The 20,145-nt window shown below is 40.4% G+C and carries 20 protein-coding genes and 1 tRNA gene; 8 read left to right on the top strand and 13 right to left on the bottom strand.

The annotated features are described in order from the left end of the window. Positions 1-242: 242 nt before the first annotated feature. A complete protein-coding gene (locus tag LIS78_RS19950; RefSeq protein WP_209150553.1) occupies positions 243-1,145 on the bottom strand; it encodes a peptidyl-prolyl cis-trans isomerase in 903 nt (300 codons plus the stop codon). Continuing rightward, on the bottom strand, positions 1,142-2,416 hold the full coding sequence (locus tag LIS78_RS19955; RefSeq protein WP_209150555.1) for a S1C family serine protease: 1,275 nt from the start codon (positions 2,414-2,416) through the stop codon (positions 1,142-1,144). Before LIS78_RS19955 ends, LIS78_RS19950 begins: the two co-directional genes overlap by 4 nt. Positions 2,417-2,638: 222 nt before the next feature. On the opposite strand from LIS78_RS19955, the gene LIS78_RS19960 reads away from it, so the two are divergent. Beyond that, the gene (locus tag LIS78_RS19960; RefSeq protein WP_129704149.1) at positions 2,639-3,310 is read left to right on the top strand and encodes a response regulator transcription factor; all 672 of its coding nucleotides are present in this window, start codon (positions 2,639-2,641) and stop codon (positions 3,308-3,310) included. Next, a complete protein-coding gene (locus LIS78_RS19965) occupies positions 3,307-4,656 on the top strand; it encodes a sensor histidine kinase (RefSeq protein WP_209150556.1) in 1,350 nt (449 codons plus the stop codon). The genes LIS78_RS19960 and LIS78_RS19965 overlap by 4 nt, the downstream gene beginning before the upstream one ends. A gap of 35 nt (positions 4,657-4,691) precedes the next feature. Here the strand turns inward: LIS78_RS19965 and cuyA are convergent, their stop codons facing one another. Then, the gene (cuyA, locus tag LIS78_RS19970) at positions 4,692-5,684 is read right to left on the bottom strand and encodes a D-cysteate sulfo-lyase (RefSeq protein WP_209150558.1); all 993 of its coding nucleotides are present in this window, start codon (positions 5,682-5,684) and stop codon (positions 4,692-4,694) included. A 150-nt stretch (positions 5,685-5,834) separates the two neighbouring features. Here cuyA and LIS78_RS19975 point away from each other — a divergent pair, with 150 nt between their 5' ends. From LIS78_RS19975 to LIS78_RS19985, 3 genes are all read left to right on the top strand, one after another. Next, positions 5,835-6,353, top strand: coding sequence for an acyl-CoA thioesterase (locus LIS78_RS19975; protein ID WP_013058600.1), 519 nt, complete (start codon positions 5,835-5,837; stop codon positions 6,351-6,353). Between the two features lie 75 nt (positions 6,354-6,428). Next, a complete protein-coding gene (locus LIS78_RS19980) occupies positions 6,429-7,109 on the top strand; it encodes a GntR family transcriptional regulator (RefSeq protein WP_195782147.1) in 681 nt (226 codons plus the stop codon). Continuing rightward, a complete protein-coding gene (locus LIS78_RS19985; RefSeq protein ID WP_195782146.1) occupies positions 7,106-8,047 on the top strand; it encodes a DMT family transporter in 942 nt (313 codons plus the stop codon). Before LIS78_RS19980 ends, LIS78_RS19985 begins: the two co-directional genes overlap by 4 nt. 41 nt (positions 8,048-8,088) lie before the next feature. Here the strand turns inward: LIS78_RS19985 and LIS78_RS19990 are convergent, their stop codons facing one another. The 3 genes from LIS78_RS19990 to LIS78_RS20000 all read right to left on the bottom strand — a co-directional run bounded on the left by LIS78_RS19990 (position 8,089) and on the right by LIS78_RS20000 (position 10,741). Then, a complete protein-coding gene (locus LIS78_RS19990) occupies positions 8,089-8,667 on the bottom strand; it encodes a suppressor of fused domain protein (protein ID WP_013084584.1) in 579 nt (192 codons plus the stop codon). Between the two features lie 223 nt (positions 8,668-8,890). After that, positions 8,891-9,991: a M24 family metallopeptidase gene (locus LIS78_RS19995; protein ID WP_209150560.1), complete on the bottom strand. Its 1,101-nt coding sequence runs from the start codon at positions 9,989-9,991 to the stop codon at positions 8,891-8,893. A 75-nt stretch (positions 9,992-10,066) separates the two neighbouring features. Then, positions 10,067-10,741, bottom strand: a complete 675-nt coding sequence (locus tag LIS78_RS20000; RefSeq protein WP_195782144.1) for a hypothetical protein — start codon at positions 10,739-10,741, stop codon at positions 10,067-10,069. Between the two features lie 312 nt (positions 10,742-11,053). Between LIS78_RS20000 and LIS78_RS20005 the strand changes: the two genes are divergently transcribed. Together LIS78_RS20005 and LIS78_RS20010 are read left to right on the top strand one after the other, a co-directional pair. Further along, positions 11,054-12,010, top strand: coding sequence for an LCP family protein (locus LIS78_RS20005; RefSeq protein WP_491723626.1), 957 nt, complete (start codon positions 11,054-11,056; stop codon positions 12,008-12,010). A gap of 214 nt (positions 12,011-12,224) precedes the next feature. After that, positions 12,225-12,590 (top strand): hypothetical protein, encoded by a 366-nt coding sequence (locus LIS78_RS20010; RefSeq protein WP_014458652.1) that lies wholly within the window; start codon positions 12,225-12,227, stop codon positions 12,588-12,590. Between the two features lie 25 nt (positions 12,591-12,615). Here LIS78_RS20010 and LIS78_RS20015 read toward each other — a convergent pair whose 3' ends face one another. The 6 genes from LIS78_RS20015 to LIS78_RS20040 all read right to left on the bottom strand — a co-directional run bounded on the left by LIS78_RS20015 (position 12,616) and on the right by LIS78_RS20040 (position 17,149). Then, a complete protein-coding gene (locus LIS78_RS20015; protein WP_209150564.1) occupies positions 12,616-13,137 on the bottom strand; it encodes an NAD(P)H-dependent oxidoreductase in 522 nt (173 codons plus the stop codon). A gap of 140 nt (positions 13,138-13,277) precedes the next feature. Then, on the bottom strand, positions 13,278-14,024 hold the full coding sequence (locus LIS78_RS20020; protein WP_195782142.1) for a YwaF family protein: 747 nt from the start codon (positions 14,022-14,024) through the stop codon (positions 13,278-13,280). Between the two features lie 18 nt (positions 14,025-14,042). Next, complete coding sequence (locus LIS78_RS20025) at positions 14,043-14,282, bottom strand: hypothetical protein (protein WP_252284255.1); 240 nt, start codon at positions 14,280-14,282, stop codon at positions 14,043-14,045. 55 nt (positions 14,283-14,337) lie between these two features. Then, on the bottom strand, positions 14,338-15,861 hold the full coding sequence (locus tag LIS78_RS20030) for an ABC transporter permease/substrate-binding protein (RefSeq protein WP_252284256.1): 1,524 nt from the start codon (positions 15,859-15,861) through the stop codon (positions 14,338-14,340). Then, positions 15,861-16,811, bottom strand: coding sequence for an ABC transporter ATP-binding protein (locus tag LIS78_RS20035; protein ID WP_209150567.1), 951 nt, complete (start codon positions 16,809-16,811; stop codon positions 15,861-15,863). The genes LIS78_RS20030 and LIS78_RS20035 overlap by 1 nt, the downstream gene beginning before the upstream one ends. Before the next feature lie 265 nt (positions 16,812-17,076). Next, a tRNA-Thr gene (locus LIS78_RS20040) sits at positions 17,077-17,149 on the bottom strand. A 210-nt stretch (positions 17,150-17,359) separates the two neighbouring features. Here LIS78_RS20040 and LIS78_RS20045 point away from each other — a divergent pair. Next, positions 17,360-18,412: a Rieske 2Fe-2S domain-containing protein gene (locus LIS78_RS20045; protein WP_209150569.1), complete on the top strand. Its 1,053-nt coding sequence runs from the start codon at positions 17,360-17,362 to the stop codon at positions 18,410-18,412. A gap of 34 nt (positions 18,413-18,446) precedes the next feature. Here LIS78_RS20045 and LIS78_RS20050 read toward each other — a convergent pair whose 3' ends face one another. Further along, on the bottom strand, positions 18,447-19,970 hold the full coding sequence (locus LIS78_RS20050) for a DHA2 family efflux MFS transporter permease subunit (protein WP_195782138.1): 1,524 nt from the start codon (positions 19,968-19,970) through the stop codon (positions 18,447-18,449). Between the last annotated feature and the right edge of the window lie 175 nt (positions 19,971-20,145).

Here is a 20,145-nt window from a genome sequence, read left to right on the forward strand (position 1 = left end):
GCGTTCGAATCTCCCTTTAACGAAAATACTTTTATCCCAGCTTCTTTGGTTCGTCCAACAGCATAAAAAATAACCCTCCGAAGCTGGAGGGTATAAGTTTTCCGAATAATGAAAGTTTTACAACTTTATTTTATCAGGTGCCGACATTTCTGTCTACTTAAAAATGTAAAAGAGCTTTCTATTAATAGAAAGCTCTTTTACCTGCTTGTTTTTTGAAAACAATCAATCTATATAAAAGGGAACTACCTAAGGTTGAAAGTCACCTGAAACCTTGGCAGTTCATCCTGGATATACCGGTTGATATGATTCAAAACAAGTTCTTTCATCATTTCTTCTTTAACTTCGGATTCCGTTTTTTTATCTTTTTGTTTTAAAATAAGAATATAATAGACTTTACCCATTTTAATGGGCTCACTACTCTCTCCGATGTGCTGTTTTTTTAAAACATCTATAAAAGAGGGAGATAGACTTGAAAGCTTTAGATTATCAGCATTCTCTATTTTGCTGATTGTCTGGACATCAGCATATTTTTTTTGAACTTCTTGAAGCGATGTTCCCTTTTGCAGTTCATCCGCAACGGCATCGGCATCATGTAAAGTGGGGAACGCCAGCTGCGTAAAAGATACGCGCGTTAGATCGTTTTCAATACGTTTATAGTAAGCAGTTAGTTCATCAGACGTAATTTGTTTACGGAAATATTCTTCTAATTTAAACTGATTCGTTAGCTGGTTGGTTACATCACTAGAACGAATGTTTAAGACTTCATAACCTTGCTTTCTTGTACCCTTGTCATATGAGTGTTTAATTTGCTTCCACATATCCTCCACTTGTTTTTGCACTTTATCGCTTGTCTTTAGATGCGTAATTAAGATTTTTTGCATGACAAGCCGCCGCAACAACTCTTTGCGGTAGCTTGTATCATTTAGCGGAGCATCAGGATTTAAGAACCCTTCAACGGCTAAAAAACGGTTGAATTCGGCTCCTGTCACCTTGCCTCCCTCATACGCTGCCACTTCTTTGGCAGAAGATAGCTGACTAATTTCTACAGAAGGAAACAACGTGTTTGAATGCTTCCCTCCGCAGCCTGTCAAAAGTCCAAACGCTGTTAATACTGCTAGCAGCAGCTTTAACGGTGTTGAACTCATCCATTGTTATCCTGCTGCTCTGAAAGCTTCAGAGAAATGGTTTGTTTTTTTCCATTGCGGTACACGTCTAATTTTACCGTGTCTCCTACTTTGCGTTTTGTGTATAGATATTGACGTAAATCACTGGATGTTTTGACTTCATTTCCATCGATGGCAACAATCACGTCTTTTGATTGTAAACCTGCATCAGAAGCAGAAGAGAACGGTTCAACCGTCGTTACGACAACTCCTTCAGACGTATCGCTTGTTAGACCTAGCTGGTTTTGTTTTGTTGCAGCTGAAAGCTGACCTACATCTTGAAGACCTACCCCCATATATGGACGCGTTATTTTTCCGTTTTTCATCAGCTGTTCAATCGTCGGCTGCACTTCATCACTTGGAAGAGCAAAGCCTATGCCTTCTACATTGTCTTCTGAAATTTTCATACTGTTGATACCGACTACTTCACCGGAAGAATTAATCAAGGCACCGCCGCTGTTTCCTGGATTAATCGCCGCATCCGTTTGAATTGCATCTACGTTCCAATTGTCTGAAATAGGGACAGAGCGTTTTGCTGCGCTCACGATACCTTGTGTGACCGTACGAGAAAATTGTTCACCAAGAGGATTTCCGATTGCAAGCACCGTTTCACCCGCTACTAAATCCGATGATTTCCCGAACTTCGCCACTTGTTCAACATTTTTGTCAGACATCTCCAGAACCGCTAAATCCGTTAGCGCATCAGCTCCGACAATTTTAGCTTTTTCTTTTTGTCCGTTTGAAAGTGACACTTCTACTTCGCTTGCGCCGTCAATAACGTGGTTATTGGTCACAACGTATGCTTTTCCATTTTCTTTTTTGAAAATAACACCGGAACCCGTTCCTGCTTCTTGCGTTTGGGTATCTCCAGAAAATGGATTTGTTTGCTGTTGAATATTGTTCACGCCTACAACAGCAGCTGATACTTTATTTACAACTGAAACAAGATCTGACTGATTCACGGTTGTGCTTACTGTTCGAGGCGTTGTGCTCGTTGTCGTTGCGGTTTGAGTCTGCGTTGTTTGATTCGCTGTTTGCGTATCAGCTGAATCCATTAACCCCAGCTGCGGAGCGCCGTATAGCACAATTCCTCCCCCTAGAACTGCTCCGGCGATAGAAGATGCAATCACTGGAAATAAGCGTCTTCTTGGAGGCTGTGATGATGACGCAGGCTGATACTGATCGTAGCGCTGCTGGCGGTTTTCATATTCTTCTTTTCGTTCTTGCTCTCTTTCATAATCACGTGGATCCATGAAAAACACTCCTTTTAACGTAGCAAATTTTATGTTATCTATACTATAAAATAAAAGTTTGGGATAAGTATCAAAACAATGTGTGAAATTGTGAAAAATTTCTTTATAACAGCAAACACGTAGTATAATAGCGGGTACATAGACCTTTAAAGAAACGCGCATAGATGGCGCAATATGCTTTATTTACCTTAATTTTCATATATTCAGAGGAAGGTGTCAAATTTGAGCTTTACACTATATTTAGTAGAGGATGAACAAAATTTAAACGAAGTTTTAACCCTTTACCTTCAAAAAGAAGGCTGGGAAGTTCGCTCATTTTTTAACGGCACGGACGCCAAAGAAATGATTGCAACTCCTCCGCACCTGTGGATTTTAGATATTATGCTGCCTGACATTGACGGGTATCAGCTCATTCGCGAAATCAAGCAGCAAACGCCACATGTGCCTGTTATTTTCATCTCAGCCCGCGATGCCGATATTGACCGGGTTCTTGGGCTTGAAATGGGCAGCGACGACTATTTATCAAAGCCTTTTTTGCCTCGTGAACTAGTTATTCGAGCAAACAAACTGCTAAACCGCGTATATGGTTCCAATCAAAAGAAAACCGATACCATTACGCTGACTCCTTATGAAATCGATTTACATACCCGTACAGTCAGTGAAAATGGAAAGCCGATTGATTTAACGTCTAAAGAATTTGATTTTCTTGTCACTATCTCAAAAGACCTTGGACAGGCTTTTTCACGAGAGCAGCTGCTGAATCTCATTTGGGGAGAAGATTATTTCGGCACAGACCGAGTGGTGGATGATTTAGTAAGGCGCGTGCGTAAAAAAATGCCGCAAGCACGAATTGAAACGATTTACGGATACGGATACCGGATGATGAAAGCATGAAAAACAAGTCGCTTGCATTTCAAATTTGGCTCGTCATCTCCGGTATTTTACTGCTTATTTCAATTTTGCTCGCTATTTTATTCCCAACGACGCTCAGGCAGTTCTTCACGAATGAAATTTATACCACTATTGAAAATGAACAGCATATTTTAAAAGAATACGGCCTGCCAAGCCGCTCAGGTGAATACTACTTTAGCAATGAAGACAGTGAACCAACACTTGGTAATCGAACCGTGGATCATATTTTATTGCCTGAACATGCGGATATCTCTTATTTTTCATCACGGGTGTTGCCTCAAGACTTTTTGAGAAAAGCACAGGAAGATGCAATCAGTCAGCGAAAAATCGTCGCTCGCTATGAAAAAGATCTCGGCAACCGGACGCTTTTTTATGTGATTCGAAAAGTAAGCGTAAACGGACAGCCTGCTTTTTTGCTTTCATTTTCGTGGGATACGTATCGCAACGCGCTTACTTCTACTCTTTTTAAACAGCTGCTTCTTGTAATTTCAATTGTATTTCTATTCAGCTGGCTTCCATCTATTTGGCTATCAAGATATTTAAGCAAGCCGCTTGTATCGCTTGAAAAAGATGTAAAAAAAATTGCCGAACAAAATTGGCATGAGCCCGTTACAGTCAACCGTTCCGATGAAATTGGCAAGCTAGGTGCCTCCATCGAGCAAATGCGCAAAAGGCTCGTATCTAAAGATGAAGCACAGCAAACGCTGCTTCAAAATATTTCACACGATTTAAAAACACCGGTTATGGTTATTCAAAGCTACGCTCAGTCGATTCAAGACGGCATTTATCCAAAAGGTGATTTATCTCAAACGGTAAAAGTTATTGAAGATGAATCCAAAAATCTTGAGAAAAAAATCCGCGATTTGCTTTACTTAACCAAACTTGACTATATGTCCACTCATCAGCTTGCACAAGATGACTTTGATTTTACTGCACTTCTTCATGAAGTAGTGGATCGCTTGCGGTGGAGGCGCCCTGAAATACAGTGGGAATTTGACGACGTAAACGCAACGATTAAAGGAGACAAAGAGCTGTGGACAAAAGTTCTTGAAAATGTACTCGACAATCAGCTGCGCTATGCCGAGACGAAGGTTTCACTTTCACTTGCTAAACACCAAACGAACGTTCAATGTACAATCAGCAACGATGGTCCCCCGATTGATCAAAGCGTGCTTCAACACTTGTTTGAACCGTTTAAAAAAGGAGCAAATGGTGAATTCGGTATTGGCTTAAGCATCGTAAAGCGTATTGTTACGATGCACGGTGGAGCAATTACGGCTGAAAACACAGACGCCGGAGTGACGTTTTCAATTACTATTCCTATATAAACTAAAAAAGCAAGGGAGTCGAATCCCTTGCTTTTTTATGAAAAAATTGATGTATAGGCATAAAGAGCCGGTGAACCTCCTGAGTGGATAAACACCACATTTTCATCTTTTTTAAAATAACCTTTTCGAATTAAATCAATTAGACCAGCCATGGCTTTTCCCGTATACACAGGATCCAATAAAATCCCTTCCGTACTGGCCACAAGTTTGACTACTTCCACCATCTCTTCTGTCGGAACAGCATACCCTGGACCTACACATTCATCCATACACACAATCTCTTCTTTTTTAAAAGGCGTTTTACTATGTAAATGATCATAAAGTTCACTCGTCAGCTTGGCAACTTTCATTTCTTGTTCTTCTTTAGCACGACTGACATTCATTCCAATAACAGACACGTCACTTTGAAGACCTTGAAAGCCTGCCACTAATCCTGCATGCATACCCCCGCTGCCGCTTGTGCAAACCACGTGGCTAAGCTTTATTTGCTGCTCATAACTTTGCATAAGCAACTCTTGTGCACAGGCAGCGTATCCGGTTGCACCGATAACATTCGAACCTCCTACTGGAATTAAATATGGCTTATGACCTTTTTCAATTAGCTCTCGCTCTACTTTTTTCATTTCCGCTGTCAAATCCAAACCTTCAGCGACAAACCGCATGTCATGAGCGCCTAATAAATGATAAAGAAAATAGTTTCCTGTCGGCTGATCGCTTGCTTTATTTTCACCTTCTTCCAATATGAGCACGCATTTCATTTGTTCTTTTACAGCCGCAGCGAGCGTCAAACGACAGTGATTGGATTGTATCGCACCGCACGTTACAAGCACGTCTGCTCCTTGCGCCTTTGCATCAGCTACTAAATATTCAAGCTTACGCGTCTTATTTCCGCCCCCTGTCAGTCCAAGCATATCATCGCGCTTCATATAAATTGAAGGTCCATTTAACTGCTGAGATAAAACCGATAGCTTTTCTAAAGGTGTAGGATAATCCGTATATTTTCTTCTAGAAAATTGAGTTAAGTTCATGTTCTCATCCTCTCTTTCGTATTTGTTCTATTTTACCATATGGAAGCTTTTGAAGAGCTTTTTACGAAAGGGCTTTCTATAACTTGTATACATAAGAACAAGTAGTCAACATACATTAAACCATATAAACAGTTTGAAGGAGTGTTTTCAATGAGTGAAAAAGCAGTACTTTGCAGCGTCTCACGAGTAGTCAAATCACAGCACATTTTTCCAAATGACCTAAACAATCACCACACCCTTTTTGGTGGAAAAATTGTCGCTGACATGGACATGACGGCTTCTCTTTCGGCGGCTAAACATTCCCGAAAGTCGTGTGTTACAGCTTCCATTGATCATGTTGACTTTATCGAACCCGTCACCGAAGAAGATTTTATTTCATATGAAGCATTCGTTGTTGTCACAGGAAAAAGCTCTATGATTATTTTTGTTAAAGTGATTGCCGAAAATTTGCTAACGGGCATTAAGCGTATTGCAGCTACTTCTTTTCTCACCTTTGTTGCATTAGAAAACGGGAAACCTGCCCCCGTTCCTCAAGTTATTGCTCAAACTGAAGAAGAAAAAAGTCTTCAAAAAGTAGCTCTTGAACGAAAAGAGTCCAAAAAAACGCAGGTTGAGCACAGCAAAGCGATTGCGAGCATTTTATCTAAATCTTTGCGCAGCAGTAATTAAGCACTTCATCTAAAAAGCAGCTGTCTGCTTTTTAGACGAAGTTTTTTTAGTTTTCATATTGTTATTTAATGTAATATGCGATATATTGGTTTTATGAAAAATAACATTCAACCTCTCAAACGACTTTCTTTAAGGGAAGAAGTCTATCAAACACTTAAACACAATATTGTTATGCTTGAATTTCAGCCGGAACAAAAGCTTCAGGATAAAGAACTGGCTGAGCAATTTGGAGTTAGCCGCACTCCTGTTCGAGAAGCATTAAAAAGGCTTGAAGATGAAGGCCTTGTCCAAACGACACCTGGCTCTTCTACAAAAGTGGCTCCATTAAACCTTGAGGAGGCAAAACAATCTTTTATTGTCGTCGCAGCTCTTCATGCACTTGCTGCTAAGCTGGCTTGTACTTCGTTACAAGAAGAAGATATGGGCGAACTAATCAAAAACAATCAATCTCTAGAACATGCAATCAAAACAAGACATGTCCTTAAAGCGATTGAAGCGGATGAAGCATTTCATTCCGTCTTTTTAAAACGGGCGAACAATATAGAGCTAGAACGTGTTGTAAAACAAACAAGCGCCAAAATTCAGCGTCTGGAAATCGCTCGTTTTTCTTCTCTTGCTAGCCTTGCTTCGGTTGATCAGCACAAAGAAATCATAAACGCTTGCCGTCAAAAAGAGGCCGCACTGACATCGCAGCTTGTCGAAACGAACTGGCTGACACTAGGTGAAGCGCTGACAAGTGAGGAGGAATCCAAGTGAAGCCTCTTTTATTAGGCATTGCTGCATCATTCTTTTTTGCTTTTACATTCGTTTTAAATCGAGCGATGGATTTATCCGGAGGCAGCTGGGCGTGGAGCGCATCGCTGCGCTATTTTTTTATGGTACCTCTTTTGCTTGTGCTTGTTTATTTTTGGGGTGGTATTAAACCTGTGGTGGCAGAAATAAAAGCCCATCCGCAAAAATGGCTGCTTTGGAGCACGGTTGGATTTGGCTTTTTTTACGCTCCTCTTTGTTTTGCTTCAGCCTACGGTCCCGGCTGGCTTATTGCAGGCACTTGGCAAATCACAATTTTATCGGGGTCTCTCCTAGCTCCTTTGTTTTACAAGGAAGGAAAACGGCGAGGAGGCATTCCTTTCAAGCAGCTAGGTTTTTCGTTTATTATTTTAATAGGAGTTGTGCTCATGCAGCTTGAGCATGCGACTGAACTGTCGGCCGCTACTGCCTTGCTTTGTACCATTCCCATTTTGATTGCCTCTTTTGCGTACCCGCTTGGCAATCGTAAAATGATGGAGGTGTCGTCACTTAATACGTTTCAGCGCGTGCTTGGAATGACGCTTTCAAGCCTGCCGTTTTGGATTATTCTTTCTGTCTATGCCTACGTGACCGATGGACTACCAAAAACAACTCAGATTTATCAAAGCAGTTTAGTTGCTTTACTTTCAGGCGTATGTGCAACGGTTTTATTTTTTGCGGCAACCGACCTTGTTAAAAAAGATTCTCAAAAGTTAGGTGCAGTTGAAGCTACACAATCGATGGAAGTTTTATTTGCCCTGCTAGGAGAGGTCTTCCTTCTATCAAGTCCTTTGCCATCGATTCTTTCTTGGGTCGGAATGGGAGTTATCGTAGCAGGCATGGTGCTTCACAGCTACCAAACGAGTCATAACAAAGCTATACCGCAAAAAGAATTGACCTACTAATCAATAACAAAAAAGAGCGTCTCAGTCGGCGCTCTTTTTGTTTATACAACAGATCTTCTTTCTAAATTGAAGACATTAACCTGCTCAGCATCAAAGCGGCTTAGCAACGAATCTACTCCGTACTCAAGTGCAAAAGCACGTTCATTTTCTGAAATCGGAACGGCCTGCAGGAACGTTACTTTTTTATCAGATAGTTCAATCGTTGAAAAATTATCCCATAAGAACGGCGGAATCAGCAAAATGTGCTGCATATGAAAGCTGTCATCAAGGACTGCAATAACGTCTTTATAAATAGCTCCTGGGAAGATGGACACATGAGATTTCATCATATGGAAAATACAGTTTGCTAAAATAGCAGAATAAATACCGAATTCCTCATGACAAGCCCCAACGATTTCAATTCGAAGCGGGATCCCTCCAACTGTATAGCCTGTCGGACATTGATGTCCACCGAGCGTTGCATACGCGGTTACGTCTTGACGCGGATGATTTTCACACGCCACAACGTGAATACCATGCTTTTTTCGTTCATCTGAATAATCTTCAATTCGATCCTTTTGACCAAATACATCTATTGCTTTATGTATAATTAATTCTTCATCTTTTGTAAAATTACTCATAAAAAACCTCCTTGCTTGCGACCTTAAAAAGCTCCCTACTGTACAGCATATACTACTGCACTCGCTTACGATATAGTTTTTAGAAAATGTGATAGAAATGTTATCGTTTCGTAACATACTATGGAATTGTATCAAGAAGCAAACAAGAAACCTTAACCAATTTTTTCTTTTCTCATAAAAAATAGAGCCTGCACCATGGCAGCCTCTATTTTTTATGACATTATTATGAAATAATTTGTAATTCTTTTGGGTACTTCGTTAACGTTTCGTATCCATTTTTTGTAATGATTACATCATCTTCAATTCGCACGCCTCCGAGTTCTGGAATATAGATACCCGGTTCAATTGTATATACCATGCCTTCTTGAAGCACATCATCATTGTTGCGGCTCATTGAAGGAAACTCATGCACGCTGATACCAAGACCATGACCAAGACGATGCAAGAAATACTCTCCATACCCTGCTTCTGTAATAATATTGCGTGCTACCATGTCCAAGTCGCCAATGCGAGTGCCGGGCTTGGAAGCTTCAAGAGCTGCCTGCTCGGCGCGCTGTACCGTTTCATAGATTTCTTTTTGCTTATCATTAATCGACTTGTAAGCTACTGTACGCGTAATATCTGAACAGTATCCATCTAGTACTACACCTAAATCGAACAGAACCATATCCCCTGGCTTTAACGTGCGAAGACCCGGGTTCCCGTGCGCTTCTCCCGTTTTTTCACCAAATAAAACCATCGTTGAAAACGACATCTCACGAATTCCTTTGCGCTTTAGCTCGTATTCAATTTTAGCCAGAACATCCATTTCCGTAACGCCTTCTTTTAAAGCAGCTACGCCTACTTCTACACCAAAATCAGCTAATGCAGCTGCCTTTTGCAGAATCTCAACTTCACGCTCATCTTTAATTAAACGCAGCTGATTTAGTTTCTCTTCTGCTCCGACTAGCTCAGCATTTGGATATAGGCTAAGCAGTTCTTCGGCTCTCGCATACAGCAGCTGCTCCTTCTCTACAGCAACCTTTTTCACATCTATTACGTTTCGTTTATGTAAAGCTTCTTTAATAAGTTCCCAAGGATTTTGATGGTCTTCATATCCAATCACATCAAACTTCCAGCCGGCTTCTTTTGCTTGTCCCACTTCCATTGATGGACAAACAAGCATCGGCTCCGCTTCATTAAACACAAATAAGCCAAGCAAACGCTCATGCGGATCCGTGTGAAATCCAGTTAAATAAAATACGTTTTCGGTTGACGAAATAAAGGCCGTTTCTACATTCTTTTCTTTTAGCCACGATACGACTTTTTGTAAACGTGCTTCCATTAAAAAAACCCCTTTCATTGTGCAATATTACTATTATAACATAGTTATTTAGCAATATTGTACAATGAATAGAGGTTAAGACAAAGCCGCGTGAAGAGTAGTAAGCTGCTCTTTAATCGCTTTTCGCTGAATACTTACTTTCATCAGCCAGCCATTTTCTCCGTATCTATAAACAAATTCGTACGTACCTTTAGGAAAATATTCTTTTACCAGCATGTCTCGGTTTTCAACAAATCCCGGATCGCCAATAAAATAGGTACCTTCTTCAAGCGGAAGCTCATGAACTTTTTTTTCTAGCTGCTTCTCTTCGTCTTCGTCATCATCTATAACAATGTGCAGACCGCCTTCATCACGCACAACATCAAATTCACCGTTTTGTTCAAGCTCAAGCACCGGCACCACTTGTCCATTTACCGTTAGCAGCTGCTTCGTTCCTTCAAGGACCTGGGACCAGTGATCATCATATAAAGTAGAAGAATAAAAAACATAGCCCTGAGATCTATATAATAAAAGCAGCTGTTCAAAATGATTTTTCACTTGTTCTTTATCAAACAGAATAACAAAATGCTTTCGATAGAAAAAACTTGTAAAAGGCAGAATAGACGATTGATTAAGCTCTTTAATTATTTCAGCACTATCTTTACCTGAAATAATAGCTCCGGTCAATTCCCCCGCGCCATAAGGTTTCCAATGACTTAACGCCGCTTCTGGAATCAGCACAAGGTTCGAAGATGACACATATATACTCATTCGCTTCACTCCTTTTTCCTACATTTAGACCTATATTTGATTCTCCGCACACAGAGACTTTCCTCTTATTCCATTCTTAAAAGACAGAACTTTTTCCCTAACTATGATAGATTATAACAAATATCCTTGAAAAAAATAACCTTTATTTCCTCTTTCTTCTATTTGTACCCTTCTCTTATTTTAGCTGTCTTCGCAGATTTACTAGTGAACGTACTTGCTAATCTAATTCCTTAGTGTTAATTTTATTATGTCGTTTTATAATTTTTTGCATAATTGGTTTCAAACAAAAAAGTATTAATATTTTTGAATGCGATGGTGAGACATTTGGAAGAACGTACAGAACGTAAACAACATAAAAGAAAAAAGCAAAGAAAAAAGAAACGCTTTAGTAAGCTACTTCTTTTCTTTCTCATTCTTGTAATCGCCGCTGGTGCGTATGTGTATTATCAATACCAACAAGGGTTAGCAGAAGCAGACGGAGCTTTTGGGAAAGATGGACAGTTTGATTTTAATGGTGCAAGTGCCAATTTAGATAGCATGAATGTGCTGCTTCTTGGAATTGACTCTCGAGGTGAAGAACATTCGCGTGCCGATACAATCATGATTGCTCATTATGACAAAGACAGCAATCAGCCTAAAATTGTTTCTTTGATGCGTGATTCATATGTGGATATTCCCGGACATGGCAAAAACAAATTAAATTCAGCCTATGCATTTGGCGGGCCCGAATTAATGCGTAAGACAATTAAAGAAAATTTCGGCGTAGATGTAAACTATTATGCCGTTGTTGATTTTAAAGGTTTTTCTAAAGTTGCCGATACCATTGCCCCTGAGGGAATTACGGTTACCGTGCCACACGAAATGTCATCAGGAATTGGAATGACGCTAAAACCTGGAAAACAAACTCTTCACGGAGATAAATTACTAGGATATGTGCGATTCCGACACGATAGCCAAAGTGATTTCGGGCGCGTGAAGCGTCAACAAGAAGTTATTGGTAAATTAATGGATGAAGCTCTTCAAGTAAAGACGCTGGCGAAAGCTCCTAAGCTATGGGGCGTCATTGATCCATATGTGGATACAAACATTCCGCCAAAAACATTTATCGTGATAGGAAAAGATTTCTTAGTTGGAAATCAGCCAGATTTAAAATCTCTTCGTTTACCGGTCGAAGGTTCCTATTCAAATGAACGAGTATCCGGTATTGGTGCTGTTTTAAGCATCGACCTTGAAGAAAACAAACAAGCGTTACAGTCATTTTTAAATTAGGAAAAGGTGTCCATTAGCGGACACCTTTTTTTATACTATTCAAAAAAACTTCTGTTTTTCCTTCCTATCCTTCAAAAAAATTTGAGCTTCGACAAAAAATGAAGCCATTTTCCAGGAAACAGCTATTTCTTTCGAGTTCTATTTTTTCTATTACATGCGTATATGAAAGGAGAAGGACTTCTTTTTTATATTTTTTATTCAAGGAGATGAACGTATGAAATTATATGGTTTTCAATCTGAAGAAGAGCGTTCCTTTCTTCATTCTACCTATAAAGTAAACCCATTGCTTTCTCATACTGGAGATGTCAAAATTAGCTTTTTATCTTTTCAAGAAAATGATTATACACCCCGTCAAGAAGCTACGATTCCACAGCTTCTATTAGTCGTTCACGGGGAAGGCTGGGTAGCTGGCGATAACGGACTGAAAATTTATATTAAACAAGGTGAATCCGCATTTTGGAGAGCCGGTGAATCATTTGAAGTCGGGAGTCTAACTGCTATGACAGGATTACTAATTGAAGGATTAGATATCGCTCCTCAAAAGCTGCTTACTTCTTTTTCACGAACAAATGTAAATTAAAAAGCCGCGTTAACGCGGCTTTTTTTTATTGTCTTAATAATTGAGCGTAGCTTTCAGCACTATCTTGAATGTCTTTGTCGCTCAGCTCACCGCCTGCTCCTTGAAATAAAAATGGCGTTTGGAACTTCATGCCTGTTAAATTTGCCGTAGCTTGAAACGGAAGAAGCAGATGATTCATTGGATACCGGTTGTAGCCGCCTTCTTGATAAGCTTCTGCAGGGCCTCCTGTTGAAGTAGCTACGATAAACTCTTTTCCGTGAAGTTTAGTACCTTTGCTTCCATAAGCCCATCCGTATGTTAAGACAACATCTTGCCACTCTTTTAAGAGTGCTGGTGAGCTGTACCAGTAAAATGGAAATTGAAAAACAATACGATCGAATTGAACAGCTAACTCCTGCTCTTTTTCTACATCAATTTTGAAATCGGGATAGTTTGCGTATAAATCATGAACGTACACATTCTCTTCTTTTTTTACTCGCCCTGCCCACGCTTTATTAATACGAGAAGATGCTAAGTTTGGATGCGCTAAAATAACCAGTGTTTTCATTTTGATACTCTCCTTCTGATGTCTGTGCTTACTTTATTCTTTTCTATTTTTCACGCTTGCCTCTCACGGCTTGTTCAGTCATTCTTTCCTTTCCCTTCAGGAAATCCGAGTTAGTTTACACTTATAAACTACCAGTATTATCATTCTGCTTCAATAAAATTGACTTTGCTTTTATCACCTTTAATTTTTTTATGTACCCAAAACGGTAGATAAAGGACAAGAAAGCTAAGAATCATGATTCCTTCAATCCATACTAAATACCAAGGATGAGGTCCAAGAACATCCAGCAAGGAAGCGTGCTCTGGCTTTTTCATCATGTATAAATAATTCGCACCGAGTAAACGATTCATGACATAGACAACCCCCCCGTACAGATCAACAAATACTACGCTTACCCATAAAGAACGAAACGTCGGCTCATATCTGCAGGCAGCAATTAGCGTACAGCAAGCAAGTACCACACCGCCATGCGATACATAGAACTGCACATAGCGAAACTGGGCATACGCATAGCCCCCGAGGTCTGGGGTAATCATCGCTTGAACAGAGCTGCTGATTCCTGCGAAGTACACAAAATAAAAAAGAAACCTGCTTTTGGTTATCAGCATAACAGCAGCCAGCAGCACGACTATATCACTGAGCTGAAGAGGCAAGGAAATTTCAGCGGACCACTGATGGCATCCGATTTCCCAAGCCTGGTAGGCTGTTTCTGAAGCAATTAGAACGAGTGAAAGCAAAACGAACACAAACCTCTTTTTTCGCAGCTGCTTTCGACACAAAAAAATAAATGCTCCTATGATCACGATAATGGCTAAAGTTACAAGATGTTCAACTGAAAAAAGCTGAAAGGAATGTTGTACAGGATGACACGTAAAAAATGAATTCATAACGGCGCCTCCCTTCCATCAGAAAACAAATTCGGTACTTTTAGCTTGTTCATAAGACCTCATTTTCATTAACGCTTCTCTCACATTAAAAAGAGATTGAGACATAACAAAATCACGCCAATCTAAAGACGAACAAATGGTGTAAATGATCGAGTATGGATCACTTCTTGCACCGCAGTTGATTTCCATGCAAGGCTTCGCCTTGCCCTCCACCCAACTGCTAGAAACAACTAAAATGAAAAGATCCGAACGATTCATCATTCGGATCTTCTTTGAACTAACATACTGTTGTCCTAGCCTTTTTTCTTCGTTTTTACTCTTTAATTAAGCCTTTTTCCACTAAGAATTGATGAGCAACTTCTTCAGCCGTTTTCCCTTTCGCATTTACTTGATAGTTCATTTCACGCATTTCGTCATCACTGATTTTACCGCCCAGTTGATTTAAGATTTTTTTCAGTTCAGGGTGCTCTTTTAGCGTATCTTCACGAAGCACAGGCGCTCCTTGATACGGAGGGAAGAACTGCTGATCGTCTTTTAAGACTTTCAAACCAAACTGTTTGATTTCAGGATCCGTTGCGTAAGCATCAAGCATGTTAATATCGCCTTTTTCTACAGCGCGATAGCGAAGCTTCGGCTCCATCGTTTTAATATTCGGGAAGGTAAGGCCATATTCTTTTTGAATGCCTACGTAGCCGTCTTCACGATCTTTAAACTCAAGCGTAAATCCTGCTTTTACTTTATCTGTTGCATTTGCCAAATCTGAAATAGTCGTTAGATTATTTTCTTTGGCAAACTCTTTTGTCACGGTCAATGTGTACGTATTATTAAACTTCATTGGATCTAAATAGACAAGGCCGAATTTCTTTTGAAATCCTTCTTTTGCCTGCTTGTACACCTGTGTTTCATCTTTGCTGTCCGGCTGTTCCTTTAGATGCGTCACAATGGCTGTACCCGTATATTCAGGGTACAAATCAATTTCCTTGTTACGCAGAGCCTCAAATACAAATACCGTTTTCCCAAGCGACGAACGCATATTTACTTTCATATCGGTTTGATCTTCAATTAATTCTTTGTACATATTAATTAAAATATCTTGTTCTGCACCAATTTTCCCTCCGATAACAAGGTCTGGTTTTGTTGCGCTCATCGCTGCAAACGGAGAAACAAGAATGAGTATTAATACGATGATCATACTGAACGAGCGTTTTTTGGACCCTTTTTTAGCTGAGTGTTCAATCGTTCGCAGAATTCCATCAAAAATAAGCGCTAATAATGCTGCTGGAATGGCTCCTAATAAAATCAAACTATTATCGCTTCGGTCAATACCAAGCAAAATTAAGCTTCCCAGTCCGCCCGCTCCGATAAGAGCCACGATTGTCGCTGTACCAATGATGAGTACCATCGCTGTGCGAATTCCGGCCATAATGACAGGAAGTGCTAGAGGAAGTTCTACTTTGATTAATCGTCTCCACGAGTTCATCCCCATGGCTTTGGATGCTTCAATTAAAGATGGGTCCACTTCTTTAATTCCGGTATATGTATTTCGTACAATAGGAAGAAGCGAATATAAAAACAGTGCAATAACCGCGGGAAAGGTTCCAATTCCGACAAGAGGAATCAGTAATCCTAATAAAGCGAGTGAAGGAATGGTTTGCAGTACGGCTGTTACGCCAATGATCGGTTCAGCAATGCGGTCATGCCTCGTTAAGTACAGTCCGAGCGGCACTGAAATTAATACCGCGATAACAAGAGCCAGTACTGAAATTTGAATGTGTTCAAGAAGAGCTTGAAACAGTGCATCTCCTCGTTGATCTAATAATGTGCTTAGTGCATTCATTACAGCGTTCCTCCTTCTTTCGTTTTATCAGAAAGAAACGCTAATAGAGTTTTGCGCGTTACAACGCCAATGCGTTTGCTCCCTTTTTTCACGGCTATCGCTTCGTGGTCGTAAAGGGCGTCCATTGCCTGCTGAACAGTGGCGGTTGAAGCTAGCTCTTCAGTAGGTTCTATGTCTGGCTGTTCACTTTCTTTGACAAACATATCCAATGTCTCAAATAAAGCATTGCCTTGATTTCCAATAAATGTTTTTACAAATTCATTTTTAGGCTTTTGAATGAATTCCTCCGGGGTTCCAACTTGAACAATTTCCCCATCTTTCATCAGGCAGATACGATCTCCAAGCGTCATCGCTTCGCTCATATCATGCGTAACAAACACAAATGTTTTTTTGATTTTTTCTTTTAAGCTAATAACATCTTGCTGAAGCTGTTCGCGGCTTAACGGATCGAGGGCACTAAAGGGTTCGTCCATTAAAATAACGGGGGGATCGGCTGCGAGGGCACGTGCTACACCTACACGTTGCTGCTGGCCACCTGAGAGCTCAGACGGCTTTCGGTTTCGATACTGCTTTGGGTCTAGTCCTACCAAGGTAAGCAGTTCATCAATGCGCGTTTTGATTTTATTTTTCTTCCAATGCTTCATCTCGGGTACAATGGCTATATTTTCAGCAATGGTCATATGAGGAAAAAGAGCAATCTGCTGCAGGACATAACCAATGTTCCAGCGTAACTTATGTATGTTGTGGTCCGATACGAGCTTATCTTTTATGTATAGTTCTCCTTCGGTAATATCATGAAGACGGTTAATCATTTTTAAGGTGGTTGTTTTCCCACACCCACTCGGACCAATTAAAACGAAAAACTCCCCTTCTTTAATTTCTAGATTAATATTTTTCACAGCGGTCGTACCGTCTGGATATTGCTTTGACACATTCTTAAACGTAATCAAATTATCGTTCACACTCCCTGTTGAAATTTAACCCCCAGTTTCGTGTACCCAATACTTAGAGGCAATAAACATTCTTTTAAGAATATTTCTAAATATGGTTCATAAGACATAGTGGAAAAGATACACATGTTTTCTCACAGCCTCCTAATAAGGCTATCAAACTGTTAAAGTTTTCACAAGGCGGGGAAGAATAATTCGGAGAATAATTTTAAAGCCAACACAAATAAAAAAACCTTCTTTCAACAAGAAAGAAGGTTTTTTAGTATGCTAGCGACAGGGATCGAACCTGCGACCTCTTGCTTACCATGCAAGTGCTCTACCTACTGAGCTACACCAGCGTCTTGGAAAATTATATCACGTTTAAATTTATTTAGGAAGCGCTTTTTTAAATTTTTTTATTGGTATATTCTCTAATTTGCGTCTTTTGAAATTCGCACTTTCTACAAAGTTCCATATTTTATGTTAGAACTCCTTACATAAATTGTGTGAATTTTCTTTTTTTATATTACCCTTAGTAAAAGAGCTTACAAAAGAAGGGAAGAAAATAGATGGAACAACAACCAACCATGACCAAATCGAAAACGGCAACTCCCTACCCAAGAGACTGCACGTTCAGCCTGGAAGATTGGACGACGCTCTCTAAGTATTGGTACCCCGTCGCACGCTGCAGTGATGTAACAGAGAAACCAACGTCCGTAAAACTGCTAGATGTAAATCTAGTTCTATACCGTACCACACACAAAGTTGTAGCGGCTCGTGATTTATGCGTTCACCGAGGCACCCCGCTTAGCATGGGCTGGGTGGAAGATGATGAAATTGTCTGTCCTTACCACGGCTTCCGCTACGCAACGGACGGCGCATGCACGTCGATTCCAGCTCACCCTGACGCCAACATTTCTCCCCGCCTGTGCATGGCCGTCTATCCAGTTATTGAACGATTTGGATTAGTGTGGACTTCCCTGACAGGAGAACAAGATAACCTGCCTTACTTCGATGCGTGGGAGGACCCTGATTTTCAGCAAATTGTTTGTCCGAGCTTTGATATCATGGGTTCAGCCGGTCGTCAAATGGAAGGCTTTTTAGACGTAGCTCATTTTGCTTGGGTTCACACGGACACATTTGGCGATCGAAACAACGCCTTCGTGCCTAAATATAAAGTAAGCGATACAGATTATGGGCTTCATGTAGAATATACGAGCACCGTGAGCAATTATTCCAAAGAACAGCAGCATTTAAATCCACCTGATTTTAAATGGCTTCGCGTCTTTGATGTTTATCCGCCGTTTACAGCTACGCTAAAAGTATACTTCCCAGAAGGCGCAGAACTGTGGATTATGAATGCAGTCTCTCCTATTTCAGCCCGCGAAACACGTTTATTCGCACCAATCGCTCGAAACTTTGACAAAGATTCTCCCGTTGAAGGTGTATATGACTTTAACCTTCGCGTCTTTGACGAAGATCGTGAAATGGTTGAAAACCAAAAACCTGAAGACTTGCCTTTAGACCTGCAGATGGAAGCGCATATTATGGCTGATCAAACGTCCATCGGCTACCGGAAATTATTAAAGAAAATGGGCTTAAGCTTTAGATATACAAGCTAAATAAATCCCCGCTGTCTCAGCGGGGATTTATTTTTTATTTAGCAAACTGCTCGCGTCCTGCCTTTTCCTTTATCACTTCATCTTCACTTGCCGGCGTTGCGCGTTTCATAAACAATGAAAGAATTAAGGCAACCACCACTAGTACTACTGAAACGGCAAACGCATCGTTAATCCCTTGTACCATTGCCTGCATCCCAATCTGTTCTTTCATTTGAGCTGCCCCGGCTGCGGTTGCATTAGCTGCTCCTGCTCCGCTCATTGCATCTTGAGCGAGCTCTTTTGCATGCGTAGCTGTACGGTTTGACATCACCGTTACTAAAAGAGCCGAACCAATAGCTCCCGATACTTGTTGAAGCGTATTGTTCATGGCAGTACCATGCGGATTAAAGCGCTGCGGCAGCTGATTTAATCCGTTTGTCATAACCGGCATCATCACCATAGACATCCCGAACATACGAAGCGTGTAAAGCGTAATGAGCGTTGCATACGTCGTATCAAGCTCTAAGTTACTGAAGAAATACGTCGTAACGGCTGTAATAGTTAGACCCGTTACAGCCAGTGCACGCGCTCCGAATTTATCAAATAATTTTCCGGTAATCGGTGACATCACACCCATTAGTAACGCACCTGGAAGCATTAGTAATCCTGAATGAAGCGGAGAAATGCCTCGTACCGTTTGAACATAAATTGGCATTAGCAGCATGGCTGAGAATAATGCCATTGTGATTACCATCGAAATCGTTGATGATAAAGCAAACATTGGATATTTAAAAATGCGAAATTCAAGCATAGGTGTTTTAAGCTTGAACTGACGCGTAATAAATAAAATCAGAGCCACAGCTCCTACGATAATGGTGCCGTATACTTCCACAGAATCCCAGCCTTTATCCCCTGCTGAGCTAAATCCGTATAGAAGTCCGCCAAATCCAATTGTAGATAACACAAGTGATAGGAAATCCAAATTGATTTCCACTTTTTCTTTTTTGTCTTTTAATAGGAAGAAAGCGCCTATTAATACAATTGCCGCGATTGGCGTAACAAGGTGGAACAGCATTCTCCACTCATAGTGTTCAATTAGCCACCCTGATAATGTAGGACCAATTGCCGGAGCAAAAATCATAACTAAACCGAAAATCCCCATCGCAGCTCCGCGTTTTTCTAATGGAAAACTTGTGAGCAATACGTTCATTAACAGCGGCATCATAATGGCTGCGCCTGATGCTTGAATAATACGAGCGGTTAACAAGACCGAAAATACGGGTGAAGCACCGGCAAGTATTGTTCCTGCTGTAAATAAGGTCATCGCCGTTAAAAATAAGCCTCTGATAGAATAGCGCTGAATTAAAAAAGCGGTAGTTGGAATCATAATACCATTCACTAACATATAACCAGTAGAAAGCCACTGGACCGTTGACGTTGTCACATCTAAGTCTTTCATAATAGACGGCAGCGCCACATTTAATAACGTTTCATTCAACAATGAGATAAAAGCGCCAATTAACAAAATAGCAATTATGCCATAAGGCGGCTTTTCCATTTGATTTATCGATTGACTCATTATTGTACCTCCTTATACTTTAAGTTCATTTTTTTAGACACATGTTCTACATAGAGTATATTATACTGTGAGTTCAATTTATGCAAGCGAAAAATCTTGCGTTCATGTCCTTTATTTTCTCGACTTTTTTAGTCCTATAATCCTTTTATATCAATATATCGTCGGGATATCGTTC

The sequence above is a fragment of the Priestia megaterium genome, from assembly GCF_023824195.1.
In the GTDB taxonomy this organism is placed as follows: domain Bacteria; phylum Bacillota; class Bacilli; order Bacillales; family Bacillaceae_H; genus Priestia; species Priestia megaterium_D.